General features: G+C 72.8%; 18 protein-coding genes. 6 read left to right on the top strand and 12 right to left on the bottom strand.

The features are described from left to right. Positions 1–13: 13 nt before the first annotated feature. From ACBJ32_RS26125 to ACBJ32_RS26115, 3 genes are all read right to left on the bottom strand, one after another. Complete coding sequence (locus tag ACBJ32_RS26125; protein WP_375128924.1) at positions 14–337, bottom strand: VOC family protein; 324 nt, start codon at positions 335–337, stop codon at positions 14–16. Then, positions 334–696 (bottom strand): Zn-ribbon domain-containing OB-fold protein, encoded by a 363-nt coding sequence (locus ACBJ32_RS26120; protein ID WP_375128923.1) that lies wholly within the window; start codon positions 694–696, stop codon positions 334–336. The genes ACBJ32_RS26125 and ACBJ32_RS26120 overlap by 4 nt, the downstream gene beginning before the upstream one ends. Positions 697–799: 103 nt before the next feature. Continuing rightward, positions 800–2,713, bottom strand: coding sequence for a protein kinase (locus ACBJ32_RS26115; protein ID WP_375128922.1), 1,914 nt, complete (start codon positions 2,711–2,713; stop codon positions 800–802). A gap of 141 nt (positions 2,714–2,854) precedes the next feature. Between ACBJ32_RS26115 and ACBJ32_RS26110 the strand changes: the two genes are divergently transcribed. Both ACBJ32_RS26110 and ACBJ32_RS26105 read left to right on the top strand, forming a co-directional pair. Continuing rightward, the gene (locus ACBJ32_RS26110) at positions 2,855–3,448 is read left to right on the top strand and encodes an isochorismatase family cysteine hydrolase (RefSeq protein WP_375128921.1); all 594 of its coding nucleotides are present in this window, start codon (positions 2,855–2,857) and stop codon (positions 3,446–3,448) included. Beyond that, entirely contained in the window at positions 3,448–4,233 is a 786-nt protein-coding gene (locus ACBJ32_RS26105; RefSeq protein WP_375128996.1) for an SDR family NAD(P)-dependent oxidoreductase, read from the top strand. The genes ACBJ32_RS26110 and ACBJ32_RS26105 overlap by 1 nt, the downstream gene beginning before the upstream one ends. Positions 4,234–4,245: 12 nt before the next feature. Here ACBJ32_RS26105 and ACBJ32_RS26100 read toward each other — a convergent pair whose 3' ends face one another. Beyond that, a complete protein-coding gene (locus ACBJ32_RS26100) occupies positions 4,246–5,607 on the bottom strand; it encodes a serine hydrolase domain-containing protein (RefSeq protein ID WP_375128920.1) in 1,362 nt (453 codons plus the stop codon). Between the two features lie 30 nt (positions 5,608–5,637). Between ACBJ32_RS26100 and ACBJ32_RS26095 the strand changes: the two genes are divergently transcribed. Then, complete coding sequence (locus tag ACBJ32_RS26095; RefSeq protein WP_375128919.1) at positions 5,638–6,546, top strand: cyclase family protein; 909 nt, start codon at positions 5,638–5,640, stop codon at positions 6,544–6,546. A gap of 9 nt (positions 6,547–6,555) precedes the next feature. Here the strand turns inward: ACBJ32_RS26095 and ACBJ32_RS26090 are convergent, their stop codons facing one another. Continuing rightward, positions 6,556–7,695: a cytochrome P450 gene (locus ACBJ32_RS26090; protein WP_375128918.1), complete on the bottom strand. Its 1,140-nt coding sequence runs from the start codon at positions 7,693–7,695 to the stop codon at positions 6,556–6,558. 98 nt (positions 7,696–7,793) lie between these two features. Here ACBJ32_RS26090 and ACBJ32_RS26085 point away from each other — a divergent pair, with 98 nt between their 5' ends. Further along, entirely contained in the window at positions 7,794–8,387 is a 594-nt protein-coding gene (locus ACBJ32_RS26085) for a TetR/AcrR family transcriptional regulator (RefSeq protein ID WP_375128917.1), read from the top strand. Positions 8,388–8,451: 64 nt separating this feature from the next. On the opposite strand, the gene ACBJ32_RS26080 is transcribed toward ACBJ32_RS26085, so the two are convergent. Both ACBJ32_RS26080 and ACBJ32_RS26075 read right to left on the bottom strand, forming a co-directional pair. Further along, complete coding sequence (locus ACBJ32_RS26080; RefSeq protein WP_375128915.1) at positions 8,452–9,936, bottom strand: AMP-binding protein; 1,485 nt, start codon at positions 9,934–9,936, stop codon at positions 8,452–8,454. Then, on the bottom strand, positions 9,933–11,009 hold the full coding sequence (locus ACBJ32_RS26075; protein WP_375128914.1) for an LLM class flavin-dependent oxidoreductase: 1,077 nt from the start codon (positions 11,007–11,009) through the stop codon (positions 9,933–9,935). Before ACBJ32_RS26075 ends, ACBJ32_RS26080 begins: the two co-directional genes overlap by 4 nt. Positions 11,010–11,106: 97 nt before the next feature. Between ACBJ32_RS26075 and cpt the strand changes: the two genes are divergently transcribed. Beyond that, positions 11,107–11,637, top strand: a complete 531-nt coding sequence (gene cpt, locus ACBJ32_RS26070) for a chloramphenicol phosphotransferase CPT (RefSeq protein WP_375128913.1) — start codon at positions 11,107–11,109, stop codon at positions 11,635–11,637. Between the two features lie 3 nt (positions 11,638–11,640). On the opposite strand, the gene ACBJ32_RS26065 is transcribed toward cpt, so the two are convergent. Continuing rightward, positions 11,641–12,828: an MFS transporter gene (locus tag ACBJ32_RS26065; RefSeq protein ID WP_375128912.1), complete on the bottom strand. Its 1,188-nt coding sequence runs from the start codon at positions 12,826–12,828 to the stop codon at positions 11,641–11,643. Between the two features lie 74 nt (positions 12,829–12,902). Between ACBJ32_RS26065 and ACBJ32_RS26060 the strand changes: the two genes are divergently transcribed. Then, the gene (locus ACBJ32_RS26060) at positions 12,903–13,919 is read left to right on the top strand and encodes an ROK family transcriptional regulator (protein WP_375128910.1); all 1,017 of its coding nucleotides are present in this window, start codon (positions 12,903–12,905) and stop codon (positions 13,917–13,919) included. A gap of 24 nt (positions 13,920–13,943) precedes the next feature. Here ACBJ32_RS26060 and ACBJ32_RS26055 read toward each other — a convergent pair whose 3' ends face one another. The 4 genes from ACBJ32_RS26055 to ACBJ32_RS26040 all read right to left on the bottom strand — a co-directional run bounded on the left by ACBJ32_RS26055 (position 13,944) and on the right by ACBJ32_RS26040 (position 19,797). After that, on the bottom strand, positions 13,944–15,038 hold the full coding sequence (locus tag ACBJ32_RS26055) for a M20 family metallopeptidase (RefSeq protein WP_375128995.1): 1,095 nt from the start codon (positions 15,036–15,038) through the stop codon (positions 13,944–13,946). A 58-nt stretch (positions 15,039–15,096) separates the two neighbouring features. Further along, positions 15,097–16,641, bottom strand: coding sequence for an AbgT family transporter (locus ACBJ32_RS26050; protein ID WP_375128909.1), 1,545 nt, complete (start codon positions 16,639–16,641; stop codon positions 15,097–15,099). An 88-nt stretch (positions 16,642–16,729) separates the two neighbouring features. Then, on the bottom strand, positions 16,730–18,151 hold the full coding sequence (locus ACBJ32_RS26045) for an ATP-binding protein (protein WP_357869943.1): 1,422 nt from the start codon (positions 18,149–18,151) through the stop codon (positions 16,730–16,732). Further along, the gene (locus ACBJ32_RS26040; RefSeq protein WP_357869946.1) at positions 18,148–19,797 is read right to left on the bottom strand and encodes an FAD-dependent oxidoreductase; all 1,650 of its coding nucleotides are present in this window, start codon (positions 19,795–19,797) and stop codon (positions 18,148–18,150) included. The genes ACBJ32_RS26045 and ACBJ32_RS26040 overlap by 4 nt, the downstream gene beginning before the upstream one ends. Positions 19,798–19,816: the final 19 nt, after the last annotated feature.

The raw sequence follows: 19,816 nt of genomic DNA, 5'->3' as shown, positions 1-19,816 counted from the left end.
CCCTTGGGGCTGGTCAGAGGGGCGAATACAGCACGAAGACGTTCCCCGAGGGATCGCGCAGCACGGCCCGCGTCTCGTGCGGCCCCGCCTCGGGCGCCCGCACCACCTCGGCGCCGCGCGCCGCCAGCCGCTCCACGGCCGCGGGCACGTCGTCCACCTTGTACGACGGCGCGGCCGAGTCGGTGACGTGCTCGGCCGGGCCCGCCAGCGCCACGGTGACCCCGCCCCCGTCGAGCGCGGCGAACCGGTCGCCGTCGCGGAACTTCACCGGCAGCCCGTAGAAGGCGATCGCCTCATCGAGGTCGGCGACGGGGATCAGCACGTTGCCCAGCTTCACGCGGGCCTCCAATGGGGCAGGTCGTCTCGGAACGTCACGCGTACCGGCAGGCCGATGCGTACCTGCCCGGGCGGGCACCCCACCACGTGCCCGAACGCCCGCACCCCCTCCGGCAGGTCCACCCAGGCCATCACGTACGGCTCGCGCCCGCGGTAGCCGGGGGCGAACGAGCGGTGCACGACCGTGTACGTGTGCACCAGGCCGTCGCCGGAGGCCGGCTCGAAGACCAGTTCCTGGCCGCCGCACCAGGGGCAGGCGGGTTCGGGGAGATGGATGCGGCGGTCGCAGGCCGTACAGCGCTGGATGACCAGCTCGCCGCGCGCGCAGGCGGCCCAGTAGGGGGAGGTGTCACCGCTCATCGCTGCCAAGCTAGCGCACGCTTGGTTGTCCGACAAGGCCCGCGATGATCCAGCCTCGCCACCCCCGTCATCTACCGCCTGTGCCGCTCCGCCCTCTCGCTTGTCACTGCGTTGCGGGTGGCTCCGGGGAGGCGGGCAGGAGCGGCGTGGCCGAAGGCTCCTCAGAGAAGCGCAGCGTCTCCCGGGGCGGGCCGTCGGAGGGCGCGCCCGGAGAGGGCTGCGCGACCGGGGCATCCGACGGTCGTGCGGTGGGGACGTCCGAAGGGCGGGAGGCCGGGGCGTTCGAGGGCTGCGCGGTGGGGACGTCCGAGAGCCGGGAGGCCGGGGCGTTCGAGGGTTGGGCGGCCGGGGCCGAAGGGTGGGCGGCCGGGGTTTCCGAGGTCGGTGGGGGTGCGGCCGGGGAGTCCGTGAGTGGCGGGGTGGGGGTGCCCGTGGCGGAGGTGGTGGGCTGCGGGGTCGGGGTGGCGGAGCGGGTCGTCGGGGGCGCCGGGCAGGCGGGGCCGTTCACCGCGGCCTCGCTGACCTGCGGCCCGTTCGCCGCCGCGGGCTCCGTCATCACCAGGAGGCCGAGGTGCACCCGCTCGCCGCACCCCGGCTCGCCGGGCGCGTACGAGACCGCGCTGGTGTACGAGGTGCGCCCGCGCAGGGTGCGGGTCTCCCGCCGGACCGTCCTGGCGGCCCCGCCGTCGCCGTCCCGCCGCGTGTACGCGATCAGCAGCCGCACGGGGCCCGTGCCGTCCGCGGAGACCGAGATCGAGCCCGTGGTGCCGTTCCAGGTGACGATGCCGGCCGCCCGCACGGCGGGGAGCGACACGGTGGTGCCGCCCTGAGGGGTGGGCGGGGGAGGCGTGGCGGTGCCGGGTGGCGGGGTGGTGGCGCGGGTGGCCGAGCCGGGAGCTCGGGTCGTGGGGGCGGGCTCGGCGGACCGGGACTCCGTCTGGGCCTCGGTCTGGGTCTCGGTCCGGGCCTGAGGTGGCGGCATGAGGATCGTGCCCGGCCCCGCGGGCAGGTGGCCGCCGGACAGCAGGATCGCGATCAGCGCGGCCACCACGGTCGCGCCCGCCACCCAGAGCTGCGGCGGCAGCCGGGGCACCCGCTCGCGCAGGCCGGCCGCGACGGAGGTGCGGGTGTCGGTCCTGGCCAGCGGGAAGCGCAGGGCGAGCAGCGTGGCCTGTTCCGCCAGGTGCCGCCGCCCGCGCTTCTCCCAGTCGGGGCCGTACCCGGCGACCGCGTCCTCCTCCAACTCGGCCGCGAACTGCCTGGCCGAGGCGTACCTATCCGCCGGGTCCTTGGCCAGCCCCCGTCTGAGCAGGTCGCGCAGCGCGTCGGGCGCGACCTCCAGGGGTAACGGCTCCTCGACGTGCTTGCGGCGCAGCGCGGGCACGTCCGGCGTCCCGTCGCCGCCCGCCTTGTCCGCCACGTACGGTGGCCGTCCTCTGACCGCCTCGAACAGCATGCACGCCGCCGCGTACAGGTCGGCCGGCGGCCCCGCCGTGCCCCGCGTCCACAGCTCGGGCGACATGTACCAGGGGGTGCCGGCCGGCACGCCGGGCTCCTCGGCGTGCACCACGACGCCGAAGTCGCCCAGCTTGGTGGTGCCGTCGGCCTGCACCAGGATGTTGTCCGGCGTGACGTCCCGGTGCGGCACGCCGCGCTCGTGGGCGGCGGCCAGGGCCAGCAGGGTGCTCTTGAGCACGGCCAGCGCCGCCTCCGGGGTGACGCGGCCGTGCTCGGCCAGCAGCGTGCGCAGCGACACGCCGTCCACCAGCTCCATGACCACGGCGGCCCGGGTGGGGGTCTCGACGTACTCGTACAGGCGGACCACGTCGGGGTGGTCGAGCTCGACGAGGTGCGGGGTGTCCGACCGGAAGCGGTCCATGAACTCGGCGTCCCTGCGCAGGGTGGCGTTCAGGTACTTGATCGCCACGTACGCGCCGGTCGACTGGTAGGTGGCGAGGAAGACGCGACCGGTGCGGCCGGCGCCGAGCTGGCGCACTTCACGGTAACCAGGGACCAAGTCCTACCCCCATAAGGCAGCCGTCTTGAATTCGACGGTCTCACCCGGGGTTCCGGTTGTCACGAGCCGGGAGATTTCACCCGGTGTTATGCTGACCGGGATACCAAGCAAGCGCTCGGCTAACAAGCGTGGAGGTCGCCGGTGGAGCGCGTGGCGGTGCTGGTCATGGAGATGCAGCGGGGCGTGGTCGGCGATCTGACGAAATTTCCGGAGCTGGTGGAGGCGTGCGCGCGCCACGACGTCACCGCCAACGTCGCCCGCCTGCTCCAGGCGGCCCGGCAGGCCGGGTTACCCGTGATCCACTGCACGGCCGCGTTCCGTCCCGACCGGGCCGGCTCCCACGCCGCCAACTGCCCGTTCATCGTCTCCCTGCTCAAGGACCCGCGGCACATGCTGGAGGGCACGCCCGCCACCGAGGTGCTGCCCGAGCTGCGCGAGGACACCGATCTGGAGAGCCGGCGCCACCACGGGTTCTCGCCGTTCACCGGCACCTCGCTCGACATGACGCTGCGCTCGCTGGGCGTCGCGTCCGTCGTCGCGCTCGGCGTCTCGCTCAACCTGGGCATCCCCGGGCTGGCACTGGAGGCGGTGAACCTGGGCTACCGGGTGACCGTCGTCACGGACGCGGTGGCGGGCATCCCGGAGGAGTACGCGCGTGCCGTTCTGAAGCACACGATCAGCCTGCTGGCCACCCGGGCCACCGCCGCCGACCTGGTCGAGGCGTGGAAGCGATGATGGACGGGCTGCGCCTGGACGGGCGCACGGCGGTGGTGACCGGGGGAGCGGGCGCGATCGGCGCGGCCATCGCCGCCGACCTGACCGCGCTCGGCGCCGAGGTCGTGATCGCCGACGTGGATCTGACAGGCGTGGGGAACCCGGCGCCGGACGCGGGTCTGACGGGCGCGGGGAAGCGGGGGCCGGACGTGGGTCTGGGGGGTGCGGCGAATCGGGCGATGCACGTGGACCTGGCCTCACCGGCTTCCGTGACGGAGTTCGCGGACGCGGTGGGCGAGGTGGACATCCTCGTGCACAACGCCGGGGTGGCGATCGTGGAGCCGTTCACCGAGAGCGACCCCGCGGGCTGGGAGCTCATGTGGCAGGTCAACCTGCGCGGGCCGATGTTGCTGACCAAGCTGCTCCTGCCCGGCATGATGGCCAGGGGGTGGGGGCGGCTGGTGTTCGTCTCCTCCGACGGGGCCAGGGCCGGGTCCGGGGGCGAGGGGGCGTACGCGGCGACGAAGGCGGGGCTGTTCGGCCTGGCCAAGACGCTCGCCCGCGAGGCCGCCAGGGCGCACGTGACCTCCAACGTGGTCTGCCCGGGACCGACCGACACGCCCATGCTCCGCCGGGTGTCCGCGGCGGAGCCGGGGCTGGTGGACAGGATCGCGCGGGGCATCCCGCTGCGCCGCCTCGGGACACCCGCCGACGTCGCCGGGCTGGTCGCCTACCTGTGTACGGAACGCGCCGCGTACATCACCGGACAGACCCTGTCGGTGAGCGGCGGCGTGACCATGCACTGAACGGTCATGCGGTCACAACGAGTCGTAGACGGCCTGCAGCAGGCGCATCCCGCGCAGGTTGCCGGAGATCGCGTTGGCCATCCTGTTCATCACGTACCCGATGGCCAGGCCGCGCTCGGGGTCGCCGACCCCCATCGAGCCACCGGCGCCCGAATGGCCGAACGCGCTGCGCGAGGGCACCAGGAACGTCATCGACGGCCGCATGAAGCCGAGCCCGAAGGAGGAGTTGAGGTGGAGGACCCGGTCGGGGCCGTTCACCCGGGGCCGCAGCGCCTCCTGGAGAGTCGCGGGCCGCAGGATCTCGCCGGCGATCAGCGCGCGGTAGAACCCGGCCAGCCCCCGGGCGGTGGTGACCATCCCGGCGGCCGGCCAGCCCGCCCGCAGGATCACCGGGTTGTTCGCGCCGCCCTTGAGCAGGTTGATGGCGGGGTTGCCGAGCGCCCGGTTCATCAGGCTGTCCGGGTCGAGCGCCGCCTTGGCCATCTCGTCCAGCACGTTCGCCATCCGCCCGCCTCCCGCCGCCGCCTGGCTTCCCGCTCCCGCCGCCTGGCTTCCCGCGCCGACGGCCTCATCTCCCGTTCCGGCGGACTCGCTTCCCGCGCCGACGGCCTCATCTCCCGTTCCGGCGGACTCGCCTCCTGCTCCGGCAGCCTCGCCTCCCGCCGGCTCGGGGCCGGGGGGCGTCGGCTCGGTGACGGCGGTGACGGTGGTGGTGGCGGTGGTGGCGGCGGGCCGGTCGTTCCGGGGACGCTCGCCGGCCGTGAGCCGCGCCGCCCGCCCGATCACCGAGTCCGGCGCCCCCACCCACAGCTCCAGCCCCAGCGGCCCGGCGATCTCGGCCGACGCCAGCTCGCCCACCGACTTGCCTGTCACCCGCCTGACCACCTCGCCCACCAGGAACCCGTACGTCAGCGCGTGGTACCCGTGCGCCGACCCCGGCTCCCACAGCGGCCGCTGACCGGCGAGCCTGGCCGCGATGGCCGGCTGGTCCTCGAACTCCTCGACCGGCACCGGCTCCTCCAGCGCCGGCAGCCCGGCCTGGTGGCTGAGGAGGTGCTCGACGGTGACCGCCTGCTTGCCGCCCGCCGCGAACTCGGGCCACACCTCGGTGACCGGCGCCGCGACGTCCACCAGCCCCCGCTCCACGAGCTGCAGCAGCACGGCGGCGGTGACCGCCTTGGTGCAGGAGTAGACGAAGGCGGGCGTGTCCCGCTCCCACGGCCGCCCGGTGTGCCGGTCGGCGACGCCGTCCCACAGGTCCACGACCAGCTCGCCGTCCAGGTGGACGGCGAAGGCCGCGCCCAGCTCCTCGCCGTCGGCGAAATGCCGCTCGAACACCTCGCGTACGCGGGAGAACCGAGGATCGCAGTGCATCAGACCTCCGCAGAGAAAGGGAGCGCTTACTTGGTCACCGAGCCTAACAACTGGGGACGATTCGGCCCAGACGATCAGCGTGGCACCCTGAACCTGCTCACCCCGTCCGTCGTGCTCGACGCCCTGCGCAGCGCCGTCACCGGCGAGGTGCTCAGCCTGGCCATGCCGATCAGGGGCGCCACCTCCTCGCCCGCCCCCGGCACGGTGCCGCACCTGCCGGGCCGGCCGCTGCCGCAGCACTTCATGTCCGTGGACGGCGGCGACTACGCGGCCGGCGCCCGGCCGATCGGCGCCGGCCTGCGGGTGGCCGACGACGCCCTGGTCGTCACCCACCACGGCACCACCACGCACATGGACGCGCTGTGCCACATGTGGTCCGGCGACGAGCTCTACAACGGCCACCCGGCCGCCAGGGTCCGCTCCTACGGGGCCACCAGGTGCGGGATCGAGCACGTGGGCGGGGTGGTGGCCAGGGGGGTGCTGTACGACGTGCCGCGGCGGCTCGGCCTCGACCACCTGCCCGCCGGCCACCGGACCCCGGCCGCGCTGCTGGAGGAGATCGCCGTGCCGCGGGCCGGGGACGTGGCGGTCATCCGTACGGGCTGGCCGGTGGTGTGGGAACGCTCGCGCGAGGAGTACTGGTCGGGCCAGCCAGGGCTGTCGGCGGAGGCGGGGCGGTGGCTGGCGGCGCACGACGTGGCCGCCGTGGCCTCGGACAACGCCGCCATCGGCGGGCTCGACGCGCGCGGGCTGGCCGAGGAGCCGGTCGAGGACGACCTGCATCTGCTGCTGCTCCACCGGCACGGCGTCCACCTGATCGAGATGCTCTGGCTGGAGGAGCTGGCGGCGGCGGGCCGCACGGAGTTCGTGTTCGTGGCGGCGCCGCTGCGGATCGAGGGCGGCACGGGGAGCCCGCTCACCCCGCTCGCCATCCTGTGACCCGGCCTCTCAGTCCCAGGCGACCGGCAGGCACGCGACGCCGTACACCGCGCTGTCCTGCTTGAGCGGCACCTGCGCCGCCGGGACGGCCAGCCGGAGGCCGGGGAAGCGCTCGAACAGCGCGCCGTAGCCGATGCGCAGCTCCATCCTGGCGAGCTGCTGCCCGAGGCACTGGTGCACGCCGTGCCCGAACGACAGGTGCCTGCGCGCCTCCTCGCGGCCCGGATCGAGCACGTCCGGCCGGTCGAACAGGCCGGGATCCCGGTTGATCATCAGCAGGGACAGCGCGACGGTCTCGCCCTTCCTCACCAGCGTGCCCGCCACCTCCACGTCCTGCTTGGCGGCCCTGCTGGGTGCGCCGTGCTGCACGATCGCCAGCCAGCGCAGCAGCTCCTCGACCGCGCCCTCCTCGTACGGGAGCCCCGACTCCAGCAGCGCGAACACGCCGAGCGCCAGCATGTTCGCGGTCGTCTCGTGGCCCGCGACGAGCAGGATCATCGACACGTTGATCAGCTCCTCGTCGGTGAGGTCGCCGGTCAGCCCGCTGATCAGGTCGTCATCCGGCTCGGCGCGCTTGCGCCGCACCAGCTCGCCCAGGTAGGCCGCCAGGTCGGCGGACGCCTCGGCCACGTCGCCGTCCGCCGCGAGGAGCTGCAGGCTGCGGTCCTGGAAGAACTCGTGATCCTCGTACGGCACCCCGAGCAGCTCGCAGATGACCATCGACGGGATCGGCAGCGCGTAGGCGCTGACCAGATCCACCGGCGGTCCCGCCGCGGCCATGGCGTCGAGATGGTCGGCGGCGATGCGGGCGACGCGCGGCTCCAGCAGGCGCATCCGGCGCAGGGTGAACTGGCCGGTGAGCAGGCGGCGGTAACGGGTGTGCTCGGGCGGGTCCATGGCGCCGAAGAAGCCCGGGGGCGCGGGGCGTCCTGTCTCGCCGGGCGTGGTGAACCGTACGGGGGCGTGCTTGAGCTCCCGGCGCGCGCTGAACCTGGGGTCGCCGAGCACGGTCCTGGCCGCCTCGGCCGTGGTGGCCAGCCAGCCGAGATGGCCGTCGGGGAACTCCAGCCTGCTCATCGCGGGCAGGCCGCGCAGCTCGGCGGGCGGGTCGAAGGGGCATCGCGGGTCGCGGTCCGTAGGAAATCGCATGATTTTGAAAGTAGACTCTTAAAAGAGAGTTGTATAGCGGTTTGTGGCGGACTCCGGGAAGTGGACGCGGGCCGTCGCACCCCCGAGAATGCGGAGACATGAGTGATCGACCGGGCCTGCGCGAGCGGAAGAAGGCCAAGACGAGGGCGCTGATCCAGAAGGAGGCGCTGCGGCTGTTCCGCGAGCAGGGTTACGCGGCCACGACGGTCGAGCAGGTCGCGGAGGCGGCGGAGGTGGCGCCCAGCACCGTCTTCCGCTACTTCGCCACCAAGGAGGACCTGGTGATCGTCGACCAGTTCCCACCCTTCGTGGAGGCACTCGACGAGGTGCCGCCCGACGTGCCGCCCGTGCGGGCCGTGCGGATGGCCATGCGGGCCATGACCGAGGCGCAGACCCCGCAGGAGCGCGCCGACAGCCTGGAGCGGGAGGTGCTCATGCTCACCGTGCCCGAGCTGTGGGCGGCGAGCATCCACAACGTGACCGGCGTGGCCTCGACCCTGCGGGACCGGCTCGCGGCGCGGGAGGGCCGCCCCGCGGACGACCCGGGGATCCGCAACATCACGGGGGCGATCATGGGGGTCGTGGTCGGCGTCTGGGCCGACTGGGTGAAGGATCACGACATCGACGGGCCGGCCCTGCTCGACGAGGCCCTCGCGCACCTGGAGGCGGGCCTGCCCCTGCCCCGCCCGTGAGCGTGCGGGCCTGTGGCCGGGGCGGTCGGGGCGGTCGGGGCGGTCCGGGTGTGGTCGGGCGCGGTCAGGCGCCCGGGTAGTTGCCGCCGCCGTGGGCGGCGTCCAGGGCGTCGTAGTCGGGGGTGAAGCCGCGCTTGGGGATGCTGTCCACGAACGTCACGTGCCGCGGCTTCTTGTACGCCGCCAGCAGCCCCCTGACGTGCTCGACCAGCTCCTCCTGCGTGGCCTTGGCCTCGGGCTTCAGTGCCACGACGGCCTTGACCGCCTGGTGCCAGCCGGGGTCGGGGACGCCGATGACGGCGGCGTCGGCCACGGCGGGATGCGACTTGAGCGCCCGCTCCACCTCGGCCGGGTAGACGTTCTCCGCCCCGGATTTGATCATCCGGAGCTTGGGGCCGATGAAGGTGATGGTGCCGTCGGGCTCGCGCCGGCCGAGGTCGCCGGTGTGGTGCCAGCCGTACGCCGTCTTTTCCGCATTTAAGTCTGGTCGGGCGAAATATCCGGAGAAGAGGGTCTTGCCGCGGGCGCAGATCTCTCCGGTCTCGCCCACCGGCACCTCGCTGCCGTCCGGAGCCAGGATCCGCACCTGAACCAGCGGCGACGGCCGCCCGGCGAACCCGGCCCCGCCCTCCGCCAGCCCCAGGAACGTGAGCATGCCGCCCACCTCGGTCTGCCCGTACCCGCCCATCTTGGACCGGCACCAGGGCGAGTCGTCCACGGTGATCATGTCGTCCCACTCGGCGGAGTGGGCGACGAACCGCAGCGACGACAGGTCGTACTTGCCGCCCGCGTTCGCCTTGGCGACCGCGTCGATCATCCCGCCGAACAGGAACGCCTGCGTCACCCGCTCGGCGTCGATCAGCCGGCACACCTCCTCGGGGTCGAAGGCGGGGGTGAACACGTTCGTGCCGCCGATCTGCAGCGTGGCCAGGCAGAACATCATGGTGCCGACGTGGAAGAGCGGCCCGTTGTTGAGGAAGGTGAAGCCGGGCTCCATCTGGCGTACGACCAGGAGCGACGTGGCGTGCGCGACGAGCGCGGCATTGCTGAGCAGGGCGGCGTTCGGGCGGCCCGCGAAGGCGGCCGTGTAGAGGGCGAGGACCGGTTCGGTGTCGGCGACCTGGGGGAACTCCCGCCCGGGCGCCTCGGCGATCAGGCGCTCGTACTCCTCGCCCGCCCGGATCCAGCCCGCGTCGCGCAGCGGCTCGGTGGTCTCGGAGGGCTCCCAGAAGACGGCCGCGGGGGTGAGGTCGGAGAGCACGAAGCGCAGCTCGTCCGCCGACTGCCGCCAGTTCGCCGGGCAGCAGATCGCGCCCAGCCGGGAGCAGGCGAGCAGCAGCTCCAGCACCGCGTACGCGTTCTGCCCCAGCCACAGCACCCGGTCGCCGGCGGACACCCCCAGCCGCTCCAGCGCCGCGGCCAGCCGGGTCACCCGCTCGTCCAGCTCGGGGTAGGTGAGCCGCAGCTCCCCGTCCACCACCGCCGTCGCCTGGGGGCGGCTGCGGGCGTGGTCGGCGAGCACGTCTGACAGGGACAGGCTGTGGATCATCTTCGGTCTCCTTCAGAGGCTCCAAAGGCCGGCATGACTTCGGTGGCGAAGAAGCGCATGACCCGCTTCATGTCCTCCAGCGGCATCGGCCTGGTGCTGCCGAAGTCGCACAGGAGGTTGCCGAACCCGGCGTCCCTGAGCAGCGCGATCTGCTCGATCACCCGCGCAGGGTCCCCGATCACCTCCAGCTGCTCCCACCGGAAGTCGGCGGAGAGCGTGCCGCCCTTGAGGTAACGGTCCTGGTAGTACTCGAAGCCCTGGGCGGCCTTGCCGGTCCTGGGGTCGATGGGGGCGCTGCGCTCGTTGAAGATGCGCGAGCGGTCGAAGGACGCCTCGAACCGCTCCTGGTCCGCGCGGGCCTGCTCCAGGGTGGGGGCGACGTACACGCTGCGGGCCACCACCAGGTCCGCGGCGTCCGTGTGCCCGGCCTGCGCGGCCGTCGCGCGCCACGTCTCGGCCGCCTGCACGACCTTCCTGAACGGCGCCGCCGGATCGGCCAGGATGGGCAGGCCGCGCTCGGCGTACATGGTCACGGTCTCGGGCGAGACGGCCGCCACGTGCACCGGCGGGTGCGGGCTCTGCAGCGGCCTGGGCACCAGCGACACCTCGGCGCCGGTCCTGTAGAACTTCCCCTCGTGCTGGTAGACCTCCTGCGTCCAGAGCCCGACGATCACCTCCAGCGCCTCGTTGAACCGGTCGCGCGCCTCCGCCAGGTCGATCCCGAACCCCTCGAACTCGAAGCTCTGGTACCCCCGCCCGATCCCCAGCTCCAGGCGCCCGCCCGACAGCACGTCGACCTGGGCGGCCTCCTCGGCGACGTGCACGGGGTTGTGCAGCGGCAGCACGACGATGCCGGTGCCGAGCCTGATCCTGGAGGTCCTGGCGGCGGCGTGGGCCAGCATGGTGAACAGGTTGGGCACGACCCCGTAGTCCCTGAAGTGGTGCTCGGCCAGCCGTACCCCGTCGAACCCCAGCTCCTCGGCCAGCTCGATGAGCTCCAGGTGGTAGTCGTAGACGTCCTTGAAGCTCTGCCCGTCGAACCGGTGGAAGAGATGGAAGGTCGAGAACTTCATTCGGCAACCCCTCAGCAGGTAAACCAAGCGCTCGCTTGGGAGCGTATCAGCCGAAATGCTGTTTCGCACCACCCGGCGGAGCCCCTAACGTGGCGCTGTGACTCAAGTGATCGTGCTGAACGGCGGATCCAGCGCAGGCAAGTCGGCGTTGGCCAGGGGTCTTCAAGCCGTGCTGCCGCAGCCGTGGCTCAGCATCTCCATCGACGACCTGGTGGACGCCATGCCCGCCGCCATGCAGAGCTCGGACACGGGCATCGAGATCGGCTCCGACGGCGCGGTGAACGTCGGGCCGGCCTTCCGCAGGCTGCAGCACGCGTGGCGGGAGGGGATCGCCGCGATGGCCCGCGCGGGCGCGCCGGTCATCATCGACGACGTCTTCCTCGGCGGGCCGTCGTCCCGGCAGGAGTGGGAGAAGGCGCTGGCCGGCCTGGACGTCCTGTGGGTCGGCGTCAGGTGCGACGTCGCGGTCGCCGCCCGGCGCGAGCTGGCCCGCGCCGACCGGCCCCAGGGGATGGCCGAGCTGCAGGCCGAGGTGGTCCACCAGGGCGTGCGCTACGACGTGGAGGTGGACACCACGGACAAGGAGCCCCTGGAGTGCGCGCGGGCCGTCGCCGCGCACGTCGGGTAGGGCTCAATCCCGCGCCACCACGAGACTGCCCTCGGCGGAGGGCTGCCGGGACGCGCCGCCCGAGGGCCCCACGACGCGGGCGAGCAGCGTCATCGCCACCACCACACCCGTGATCACCGAGAACGCGGCCGGATAGGACAGCCCGTCCGCCATCCACCCCGTGACGGGCGGGGCGACCATCCCCGACAGGTACGTGATCGTGGCCACCCCCGTCACGCCCTCGCTCGCGGTCGTCCCCCTGGTGCCGGCCGCCGCCAGCACCAGCGGCATGACCACCGCCACTCCCAGCCCGACCAGCGCGAACCCGGCGATGCCGAGCGCGGGCGTGCGGGCCGCGACCACCAGCACGCCGCCGAGCGCCGCCACGACGCCGCCCGCGCGGACGGCCGTCACGGGCCCGAGCAGCCGGATGAACCGGTCCCCGACCAGCCGCATGCCGGCCATGCAGAGCATCAGGACGGTGTAGCCCGCCGCGGCCACCCCCGGGCCGGCGTCGGTGACCGCCGTGAGGTAGACGGCGGCCCAGTTCGCGCTGGCGCCCTCGGCGAAGACGGCGCAGAAGCCGACCAGGCCGAGGGGCAGGATCGCCCGCGAGGGCAGGGCGAAGCGCCGCGGCGCGGGCGCGCCGGCGGACGCGGCTTCGGAGCGGCCGTCCCTGAGCAGGCCGCGCCCTGCCGCCCCGCCCACGGCGAGCAGCACGGCGGCGACCACGCCGAGGTGGACCCGGGCGTCGATCCCGGCCTGCGCGGCCAGGGTGCCGACGCCGCCTCCGGTCAGGCTGCCCACCGCCCACATGCCGTGCAGCCCGGACATGACGGAGCGGCCGAGATGCCGTTCGAGGGCGACGGCGTGGGCGTTCATCGTGATGTCGGACATGCCCGCGCCGAACCCGAACAGCAGAAGGGCGGCGGACAGCCAGAGCGGTGACGGTGACAGCGCGGGCAGGGCCAGCGCCGCGCACCACAGCCCGATCAGCACGCGGGTGGCGCCGCGGCTGCCGAAGCGGTAGGCCACGCGGGCGGCCATGGGCATGCCGATGAAGGCGCCGATGGGCGGGCAGAGCAGCGCCATGCCGAGCGCGCCGGGATCGAGGGCGAGGTGGTCCTGGATCCAGGGCAGGCGGGTGGACAGGGTGCCGGCCACGGCACCGTGCACGGCGAACACGATGGCGATCGCACGATGAGGGCTCATGGATCCAGAAACTATCAGGCAGGCTTCCTGATGAAAAGAGGTTTCAGGCAGGCTCCCTGCTTATTATGGGAGGCGTGAAGACCGCGACCCCCGCCATGGCCCGCGCCATCAACGACCGTCTGGCGCTCGACCTGCTGCTCGAACGCGGCCCGCTCACCGCGCCCCAGCTCCGCGAGCTGACCGGGCTGTCCAGGCCCACCGTGTCCGACCTGATCGAGCGCCTCGCGCAGGGCGGGCTGATCGAGGTCACGGGCGAGTCGGGCGAGGACCGGCGAGGGCCGAACGCGCGGGTGTACGGCCTGGTGGCGGGGCGCGCCCACGTGGCAGGGGTGGACCTGCGACGCGAGACGATCTCCGTGGCGATCGCCGACATCACCGGGCGGGTGGTGAGCAGCCGGACGCGCCCGGTCGGCGGCGATCTCGTGGAGCTCGTCGCCGAGGTCGTCGCGCAGGCGGCGGGGGAGCGCACGATCGACAACGTCGTGGTCGGCGCGCCCGGGCTGGTGGCGCCGCGCGACGGCGAGCTGGTGTCGGCCAACGACGTGCCCGGATGGCGCCCCGGCCTGGTGGGAGCCTGGAGCGAGCGGCTCGGCGGGCCGGTGACCCTGGAGAACGAGGTGAACCTGGCCGCCATCGCCGAGCTCCGCACCGGCGCGGCGCAGGGGGCCGAGGACTTCGTGCTGATGTGGGTGGGCGACGGCGTGGGCGCGGCGGTCGTGCTCGGCGGGCGGCTGCGCCGGGGCGTGTCGGGCGGCGCCGGCGAGATCGGGTTCCTCGAGGTGGACGGCACCGCGTTCTGCAACCTGGTCACCGAGAGCGTGGCGAGCAGGCTCGGCCGCGCGGAGTTCGCCGCGCGCATGGCCAAGGGCGCCTTCGCGTTCGTCACGCTCCTGGATCCCGGGCTCGTCGTGCTGGGCGGGGAGGCCGGACAGGCGGGCGGCGACGAGCTGGCCGCCGAGGTGGCCGCGCGGCTACGGGAGCTGTCGCCCGCGCCGACCGAGGTGCGGGCCAGCACGGTGGAGGGCAACGCGGTGCTCCAGGGTGCCGTGCTGACGGCCCTCGACCGGGCGCGCGACCACGTTTTCGGCTGAGGGTGAGAGCGCTCTCATCCCGCTTCAGGCCAGCGCCGTGATCAGGCCCATCGTCAGCGCCGTGCGCTCCGGGATGTGCTCGATCACGACGTGCTCGTGCCGCGCGTGCGCCCCGTCGCCCACCGCGCCCATGCCGTCCAGCACCGGCCGTCCCAGCGCCGAGACGAAGTTGCCGTCGCTGGCACCGCCGACGGCCGCCTCGTCCAGCAGCCAGCCGAAGCCGGCCGCCACCTCCTGGGCCTGCTTGAACAGCTGCTGGGAGGCGGGGTTCTGGACCATCGGGGGCCGGTTCCACTCCCCGGTGGCGCAGATCTTGATGCGCGGGTCCGAGGCGCGCAGGGCCGCGAGGACGTCGTCGATCCGCCCCATCTCCGCGGGATCCGTGACGCGCACGTCCACGCCGCACGCGGCGCGCCCGGCGGTGACGTTGCGCCCGGTGCCGCCGCTGATCAGGCCGACGTTCACGGTCGTGCCGCGCTCGCGCGAGCCCGCCCGCGCCAGCGTGGTGACGATCTCGGCCAGCGCGTGGACGGCGCTGGCCCCCGCGTACGGATCCAGCCCCGCGTGCGCCTCCACCCCGGTCACGGTCACGTTGAACAGCCCCACCCCCTTGCGCGCGGTCTTCAGCGCCCCGTCCATGGACGCCTCGAAGACCAGCGTCGCCAGCGCGTCCTCACTGGCAGCCTCGATGTGCTCGCGCGAGGCCGGGCTGCCGATCTCCTCGTCGCCGTTGAACAGGAACCGCACGCCCGGATGCGGCAGCCCCAGCTCCCGCAGCCCGCGCAGCGCCCAGATGGACTGCACCAGCCCCGTCTTCATGTCGAACACGCCCGGCCCCGTCGCCTTGCCCTCCAGCACCGCGAACGGCCAGCCCGCCAGCGTGCCCGTCGGCCAGACCGTGTCGTAGTGGCTGAGCAGGAGCACGGTCCCCGGCGCGGTGCCCCGGTAGTAGAGCTCCAGGACGTCGCCGTGCCCGCCGCCCTCGTGCAGGATCTCGTCGTCCGGTGTCCCCAGGTGCCCGACCGCCCGCGCGCGGATCTCGCGCAGCCCCCTGACCAGCATGACCTTGTCGTAGCTGTGGGTCTCCACCTCCACCACGGCCCTGAGGTCGTCGAGCATGGCCGGCAGGGCCCGCCGGGCCCAGTCGGTGATCAACACGAGATTCCTTTCACGATGGTCAGGGGACGGGCGCTCCGGGGCCGAGCGGGATGCCGAGCCCCCAGAACGCGAAGAACAGCAGCGTCCAGGCGACGAGCAGGGTGAGCGCGAGCGGGATCGTCATCGAGGCGAGCGTGCCGATCCCGGCCGAGCGGCGGTAGCGCTGGAGGAAGCCGAGCGCCATCACGAAGTACGGGCTCATCGGCGTGATCGCGTTCGTGCACGAGTCGGCGATGCGGTAGAGCGCCTGGGTGTACTCGGGCGGGATGTCCAGCAGCATGAGCATCGGCACGAACACCGGCCCGACCAGCGCCCACTGGGCCGAGCCGCTGGTCACCACCAGGTTGATGACGGTGACCACGAGCAGGATGCCGAGGAACACCACGGGCCCGCTCACCCCGGCCGACCTCAGCAGGCCGGCCCCGTCGATGGCGATGATCTCGCCGATGCCGGTCCACTTGAAGTAGGCCAGGAACTGCGAGATCGCGAAGAACAGCACCAGGATCGGCGCCATCTCCCGCAGGCCGTGCGCCATGAAGCCCGGGATGTCCCGGCTGCCGGTGACGGTGCCGGCGGCCTTGCCGTACGCCCAGCCGACGGCCAGGAACGCCAGCCCGAGGAAGACCGCGATCGAGGTGAGCAGCGGCGACTGCACGATGCTGCCGCCCTCGCCGCGCAGCGGCGAGCCCGCGGGCAGCACCGCGGCCGTCAGCGCGGCGGCGAACACCACGAGCGTGACGAGCGCGGCCCGCAGCCCGCGCCGCTCCCCGGCGCCGAGGGTCAGCGAGCCGAGGTCGTCCTCGTCGGCGTCGGGGTCGACGGGCATCGACTCGACGCGCCGCGCCAGCACCCGCTCGGTCACCAGCGTGATCACGGCGGCCAGCACGAGGGACGAGGCCAGCGAGAAGAAGTAGTTGGCCAGCGGCGTGACCAGGTAGGCCGGGTCGATGGTGTGCGCCGCGGCCGTGGTGAGCCCGGACAGGATGGCGTCCGTCGGCGTGACCAGCGGGCTGGCGTCGTACCCCGCCGAGATCGACACGAACGCCACCACGATCCCGAGGATCGGGCTGCGCCCCACCGCGCGGAAGGCCAGCGCGCCGAGCGGGATGAGCACCACGTACGCGGCGTCGGAGGCCACGTGCGCCACCATGCCGGTGAAGGCCAGCGCGAACGTCACCCACTTCGGCGACACCCTCGACACCCCGGAGCGCAGCACCGCGGCCAGCAGCCCCGAGCGCTCCGCCACCGCGACGCCGAGCATGACGACCAGGATCGTGCCGAGCGGCGGGAAGGAGGTGTAGTTGTCGATCGCGTCGCCGACCATCATCCGCACGCCCTCGTCGGACAGCAGGCTCCTGGCCGCGACGGTCCTGCCGGTCGCCGGGTTGACCGCCGACACCCCGGCCGCCGCCAGCCCCCAGCTCACCAGGGACAGCAGCACGCTCAGGATGACGAACAGCCAGAACGGATGCGGCAGCTTGTTGCCCAGCCGCTCGATGCCGCCGAGCACCCCGAGCAGCACGTTCAGCGGTCGCGAACCCGTCACCGACTCCGACGTGCTCATGGGGGGCCGTCTCCTTCCCGCATTTCGGTCACCCATTACACGGGGTCAGGAGACATCCTGACAAGTCGGAACCGGTAACGATGCGCGATCAGGTGGTGGCCGACGGCTCCCGGAGCGGCAGCCGTACCTCGAACCAGGTCTCGCCGGGAACCGAGCGCACCTTGATCTCGCCGCCGTGCCGGCCGGCCACGATCCGGTAGGAGATGTCCAGGCCGAGGCCCGTGCCCTCGCCCACGCTCTTGGTGGTGAAGAACGGCTCGAAGATGCGGTCCTTGATCGCCTCGGGCACGCCGGGACCGGTGTCGCCGATCTCGACGATCGCCTCGTCCTCGTCGTACGCGGTGCGGACGGTCAGCGTGCCCTCCTGCCCCATCGCGTCGAGGGCGTTGTGGATGAGGTTCGTCCAGACCTGGTTGAGCTCGCCCGCGTAGCAGGGGATCTCGGGCAGCGTGCGGTCGTAGTCGGTGACCACGCTGATGCCCGGCGGGATCTTGCCGCGGAAGATCGCCACCGTGCTGTCGAGCAGCTCGTGCACGTTCACCTGCTGGAAGGGGGCGCGGTCCATCTGGGAGTACTGCTTGGCCGAGCGGATCAGCGTCGTGATGCGCTCGGTCGCCTCGGTCACCTCGTTGAGCATCTGCGAGATCTCGATGGCCTCGGCCAGCCAGTGCAGCGCCTTCGGCGTGTGCTCCGCGCCCACCTTGGTGCGGATCTTCTGCAGGTACGCGCTGGTGAAACCGGCGTTGACCAGCGCCGGGGCCAGCTCCCACGCGTCCTCGACGCCCACCTCCTCCAGCGCCTCGCCCAGCTCGTCCTCGGCGTCGGAGATCTCCAGCGGCGAGCGCTTGTCCGGCTGGCCCAGGTTGCTCGTGCACGCCTCCTGCGCCTCGATCAGCGCGCGCAGCTTGTCGGGCGGGATGCCGTCCTCGGCGAGCTGGGCGAGCTGGAAACGCGAGGTCTTGATCAGCGAGCGCAGCTCGCTCACCGCCCGCACGGCCGCCGCCGCCGGGTTGTTCAGCTCGTGCGTGAGCCCGGCCGTGATCGTGCCGAGCGCGGTCAGCCGCTGCCGCCGGTCGATGATCTCCCGCTGCATGCGCCCGCCGGACAGCAGCCCGTCGAGCAGGTGCATCGCCATCGGGAACCACTCGGCCACGATGTAGGCGAACTTCCTGGCCGGCAGCATGAACATCCGCGACGGCGCGGTGGCGCGCAGCGTGTGCTGGTAGGTCTGCGGCGCCCGGTCGCCGAGGTAGGCCGAGGTGGCCCCGCCGTAGACACCGGGCTGCGACGTGCGGGGCATGGCGACGGTGCCCGCGCTGACCGTCTCGTTGATCATCTGGATCTCGCCTTCGAGCAGCACCGCGAAGCACTCGGCCGGCTCGCCCTGCCGGACGATGTCCTCGTCCTGCGCGTAGGTCTGCACCGCGCCGCTCATCGCCAGCTTGGTGAGCTGCTCGTCGGACAACCGCTCGAAGAGGAAGAGCTTGCGCAGCTCGTCTATGTCGATCATTGCTTCTCCAGGTACCGATGCACGAGCGCGACGGCCATCGCGCCCTCCCCGACGGCGGAGGCCACCCGCTTGATCGATTCGGCGCGCACGTCGCCCGCGGCCAGCACCCCCGGCACGTTCGTCTCCAGGAAGTACGGCTCGCGCCGCAGCGGCCAGTTGCGCGGCCGCCGCCCGCCCTGCACCAGGTCGGGCCCGGTCAGCACGAACCCGCGCGCGTCCCGCTCGATCGTCTCGCCCAGCCACGACGTGTACGGCTCGGCCCCGATGAACACGAACAACCACTGCGCGTCCACCGTGCGCTCCTCGCCCTTCGTGGACAGCGTCAGCCGCTCCAGGTGCCCCTCACCGCTCCCGCCGGCCACCTGCGTCTCCAGGTGCACCTCGATGTTGGGGATCGCGGCGATCTGCTCGATGAGGTAGTAGGACATGGACTTCTCCAAACCATCACTCCTCACCAACAAGTGAACCTTGCTCGCGAATCCCGACAGGTAGACGGCCGCCTGCCCCGCCGAGTTGGCCGCGCCCACGATGAACACCTCGGTGTTCTTGCAGGCCGGCGCCTCGGTCAGCGCGGCGCCGTAGAAGACGCCGCGACCCACGAACTCGTCCAGCCCCGGCGCCTCCAGCCGCCGGTAGGTGACGCCGGTGGCCAGGATCACCGCGTGCGCCGCGATCTCCCCGCCGTCCTTGAACCCGATCACCCGCGCCTGGCCGCGCGGCTCCAGGCTCGTCACCTTCCGCGCCGTCAGCAGCTCAGCCCCGAACTTCAGCGCCTGCCTGCGGGCCCTGTCGGCGAGCTGCTGGCCGGACACGCCGTCGGGGAAGCCCAGGTAGTTCTCGATCCTGGAGCTCTGGCCCGCCTGCCCGCCCGAGGAGTACGCCTCGACCAGCACGGTGTTCAGCCCCTCCGAGGCGCCGTACACGGCCGCGCCCAGCCCGGCGGGGCCGCCGCCCACCACGATCAGGTCGTAGAAGTCGGTGGCCGGCGTCGTCGACAGCCCCACCGCGGTGGCCAGCGTCGCCTGGTCGGGCGACTCCAGCGTGGTGCCGTCGGACGTCACCACCAGCGGCAGGTGACAGCCCTCGCCCGCCGCCTTCACCAGCTGCGCGCCCTCCGGGTCCTCCGCCAGCATCCACTGGTACGGCACGTGGTTGCGGGCCAGGAAGTCACGCACCCGGTACGACTGCGCCGACCACCGGTCGCCCACCACCCGCAGCTCGGCCCGCTCCACCCGGTCGGTGCGCAGCCAGGCGTCGAGCTGCCCGTCCATCACCGGATAGAACTTCTCCTCCGGCGGGTCCCACGGCTTGAGCAGGTAATGGTCCAGATCGACGACGTTGATCGCCTGGATCGCCGCGTCGGTGTCGGCGTAGGCGGTCAGCAGCACGCGGCGCGCGTACGGATACAGGTCCATCGCGGCCTCGAGGAACTGCACGCCGTTCATCTGCGGCATCCGGTAGTCGGCCAGGATCGCCGCCACCTCGTCGCCGCGCAACCGCATCTCCCGCACCGCGTCGATGCCGTCCCTGGCGGTCTCCGCGCGCACGATCCGGTATTCCTGCCCGTAACGGCGCCTCAGGTCGCGGGCGACCGCCCGCGAGACGCCTGGATCATCATCCACCGTCACGATGACCGGCTTGTCCATGCCCCACGCCCTTCTTCAA

It is taken from the genome of Nonomuraea sp. GTA35 (genome assembly GCF_041950525.1).
In the GTDB taxonomy this organism is placed as follows: domain Bacteria; phylum Actinomycetota; class Actinomycetes; order Streptosporangiales; family Streptosporangiaceae; genus Nonomuraea.
This window is presented reverse-complemented; position numbering and strand designations above follow the sequence as displayed.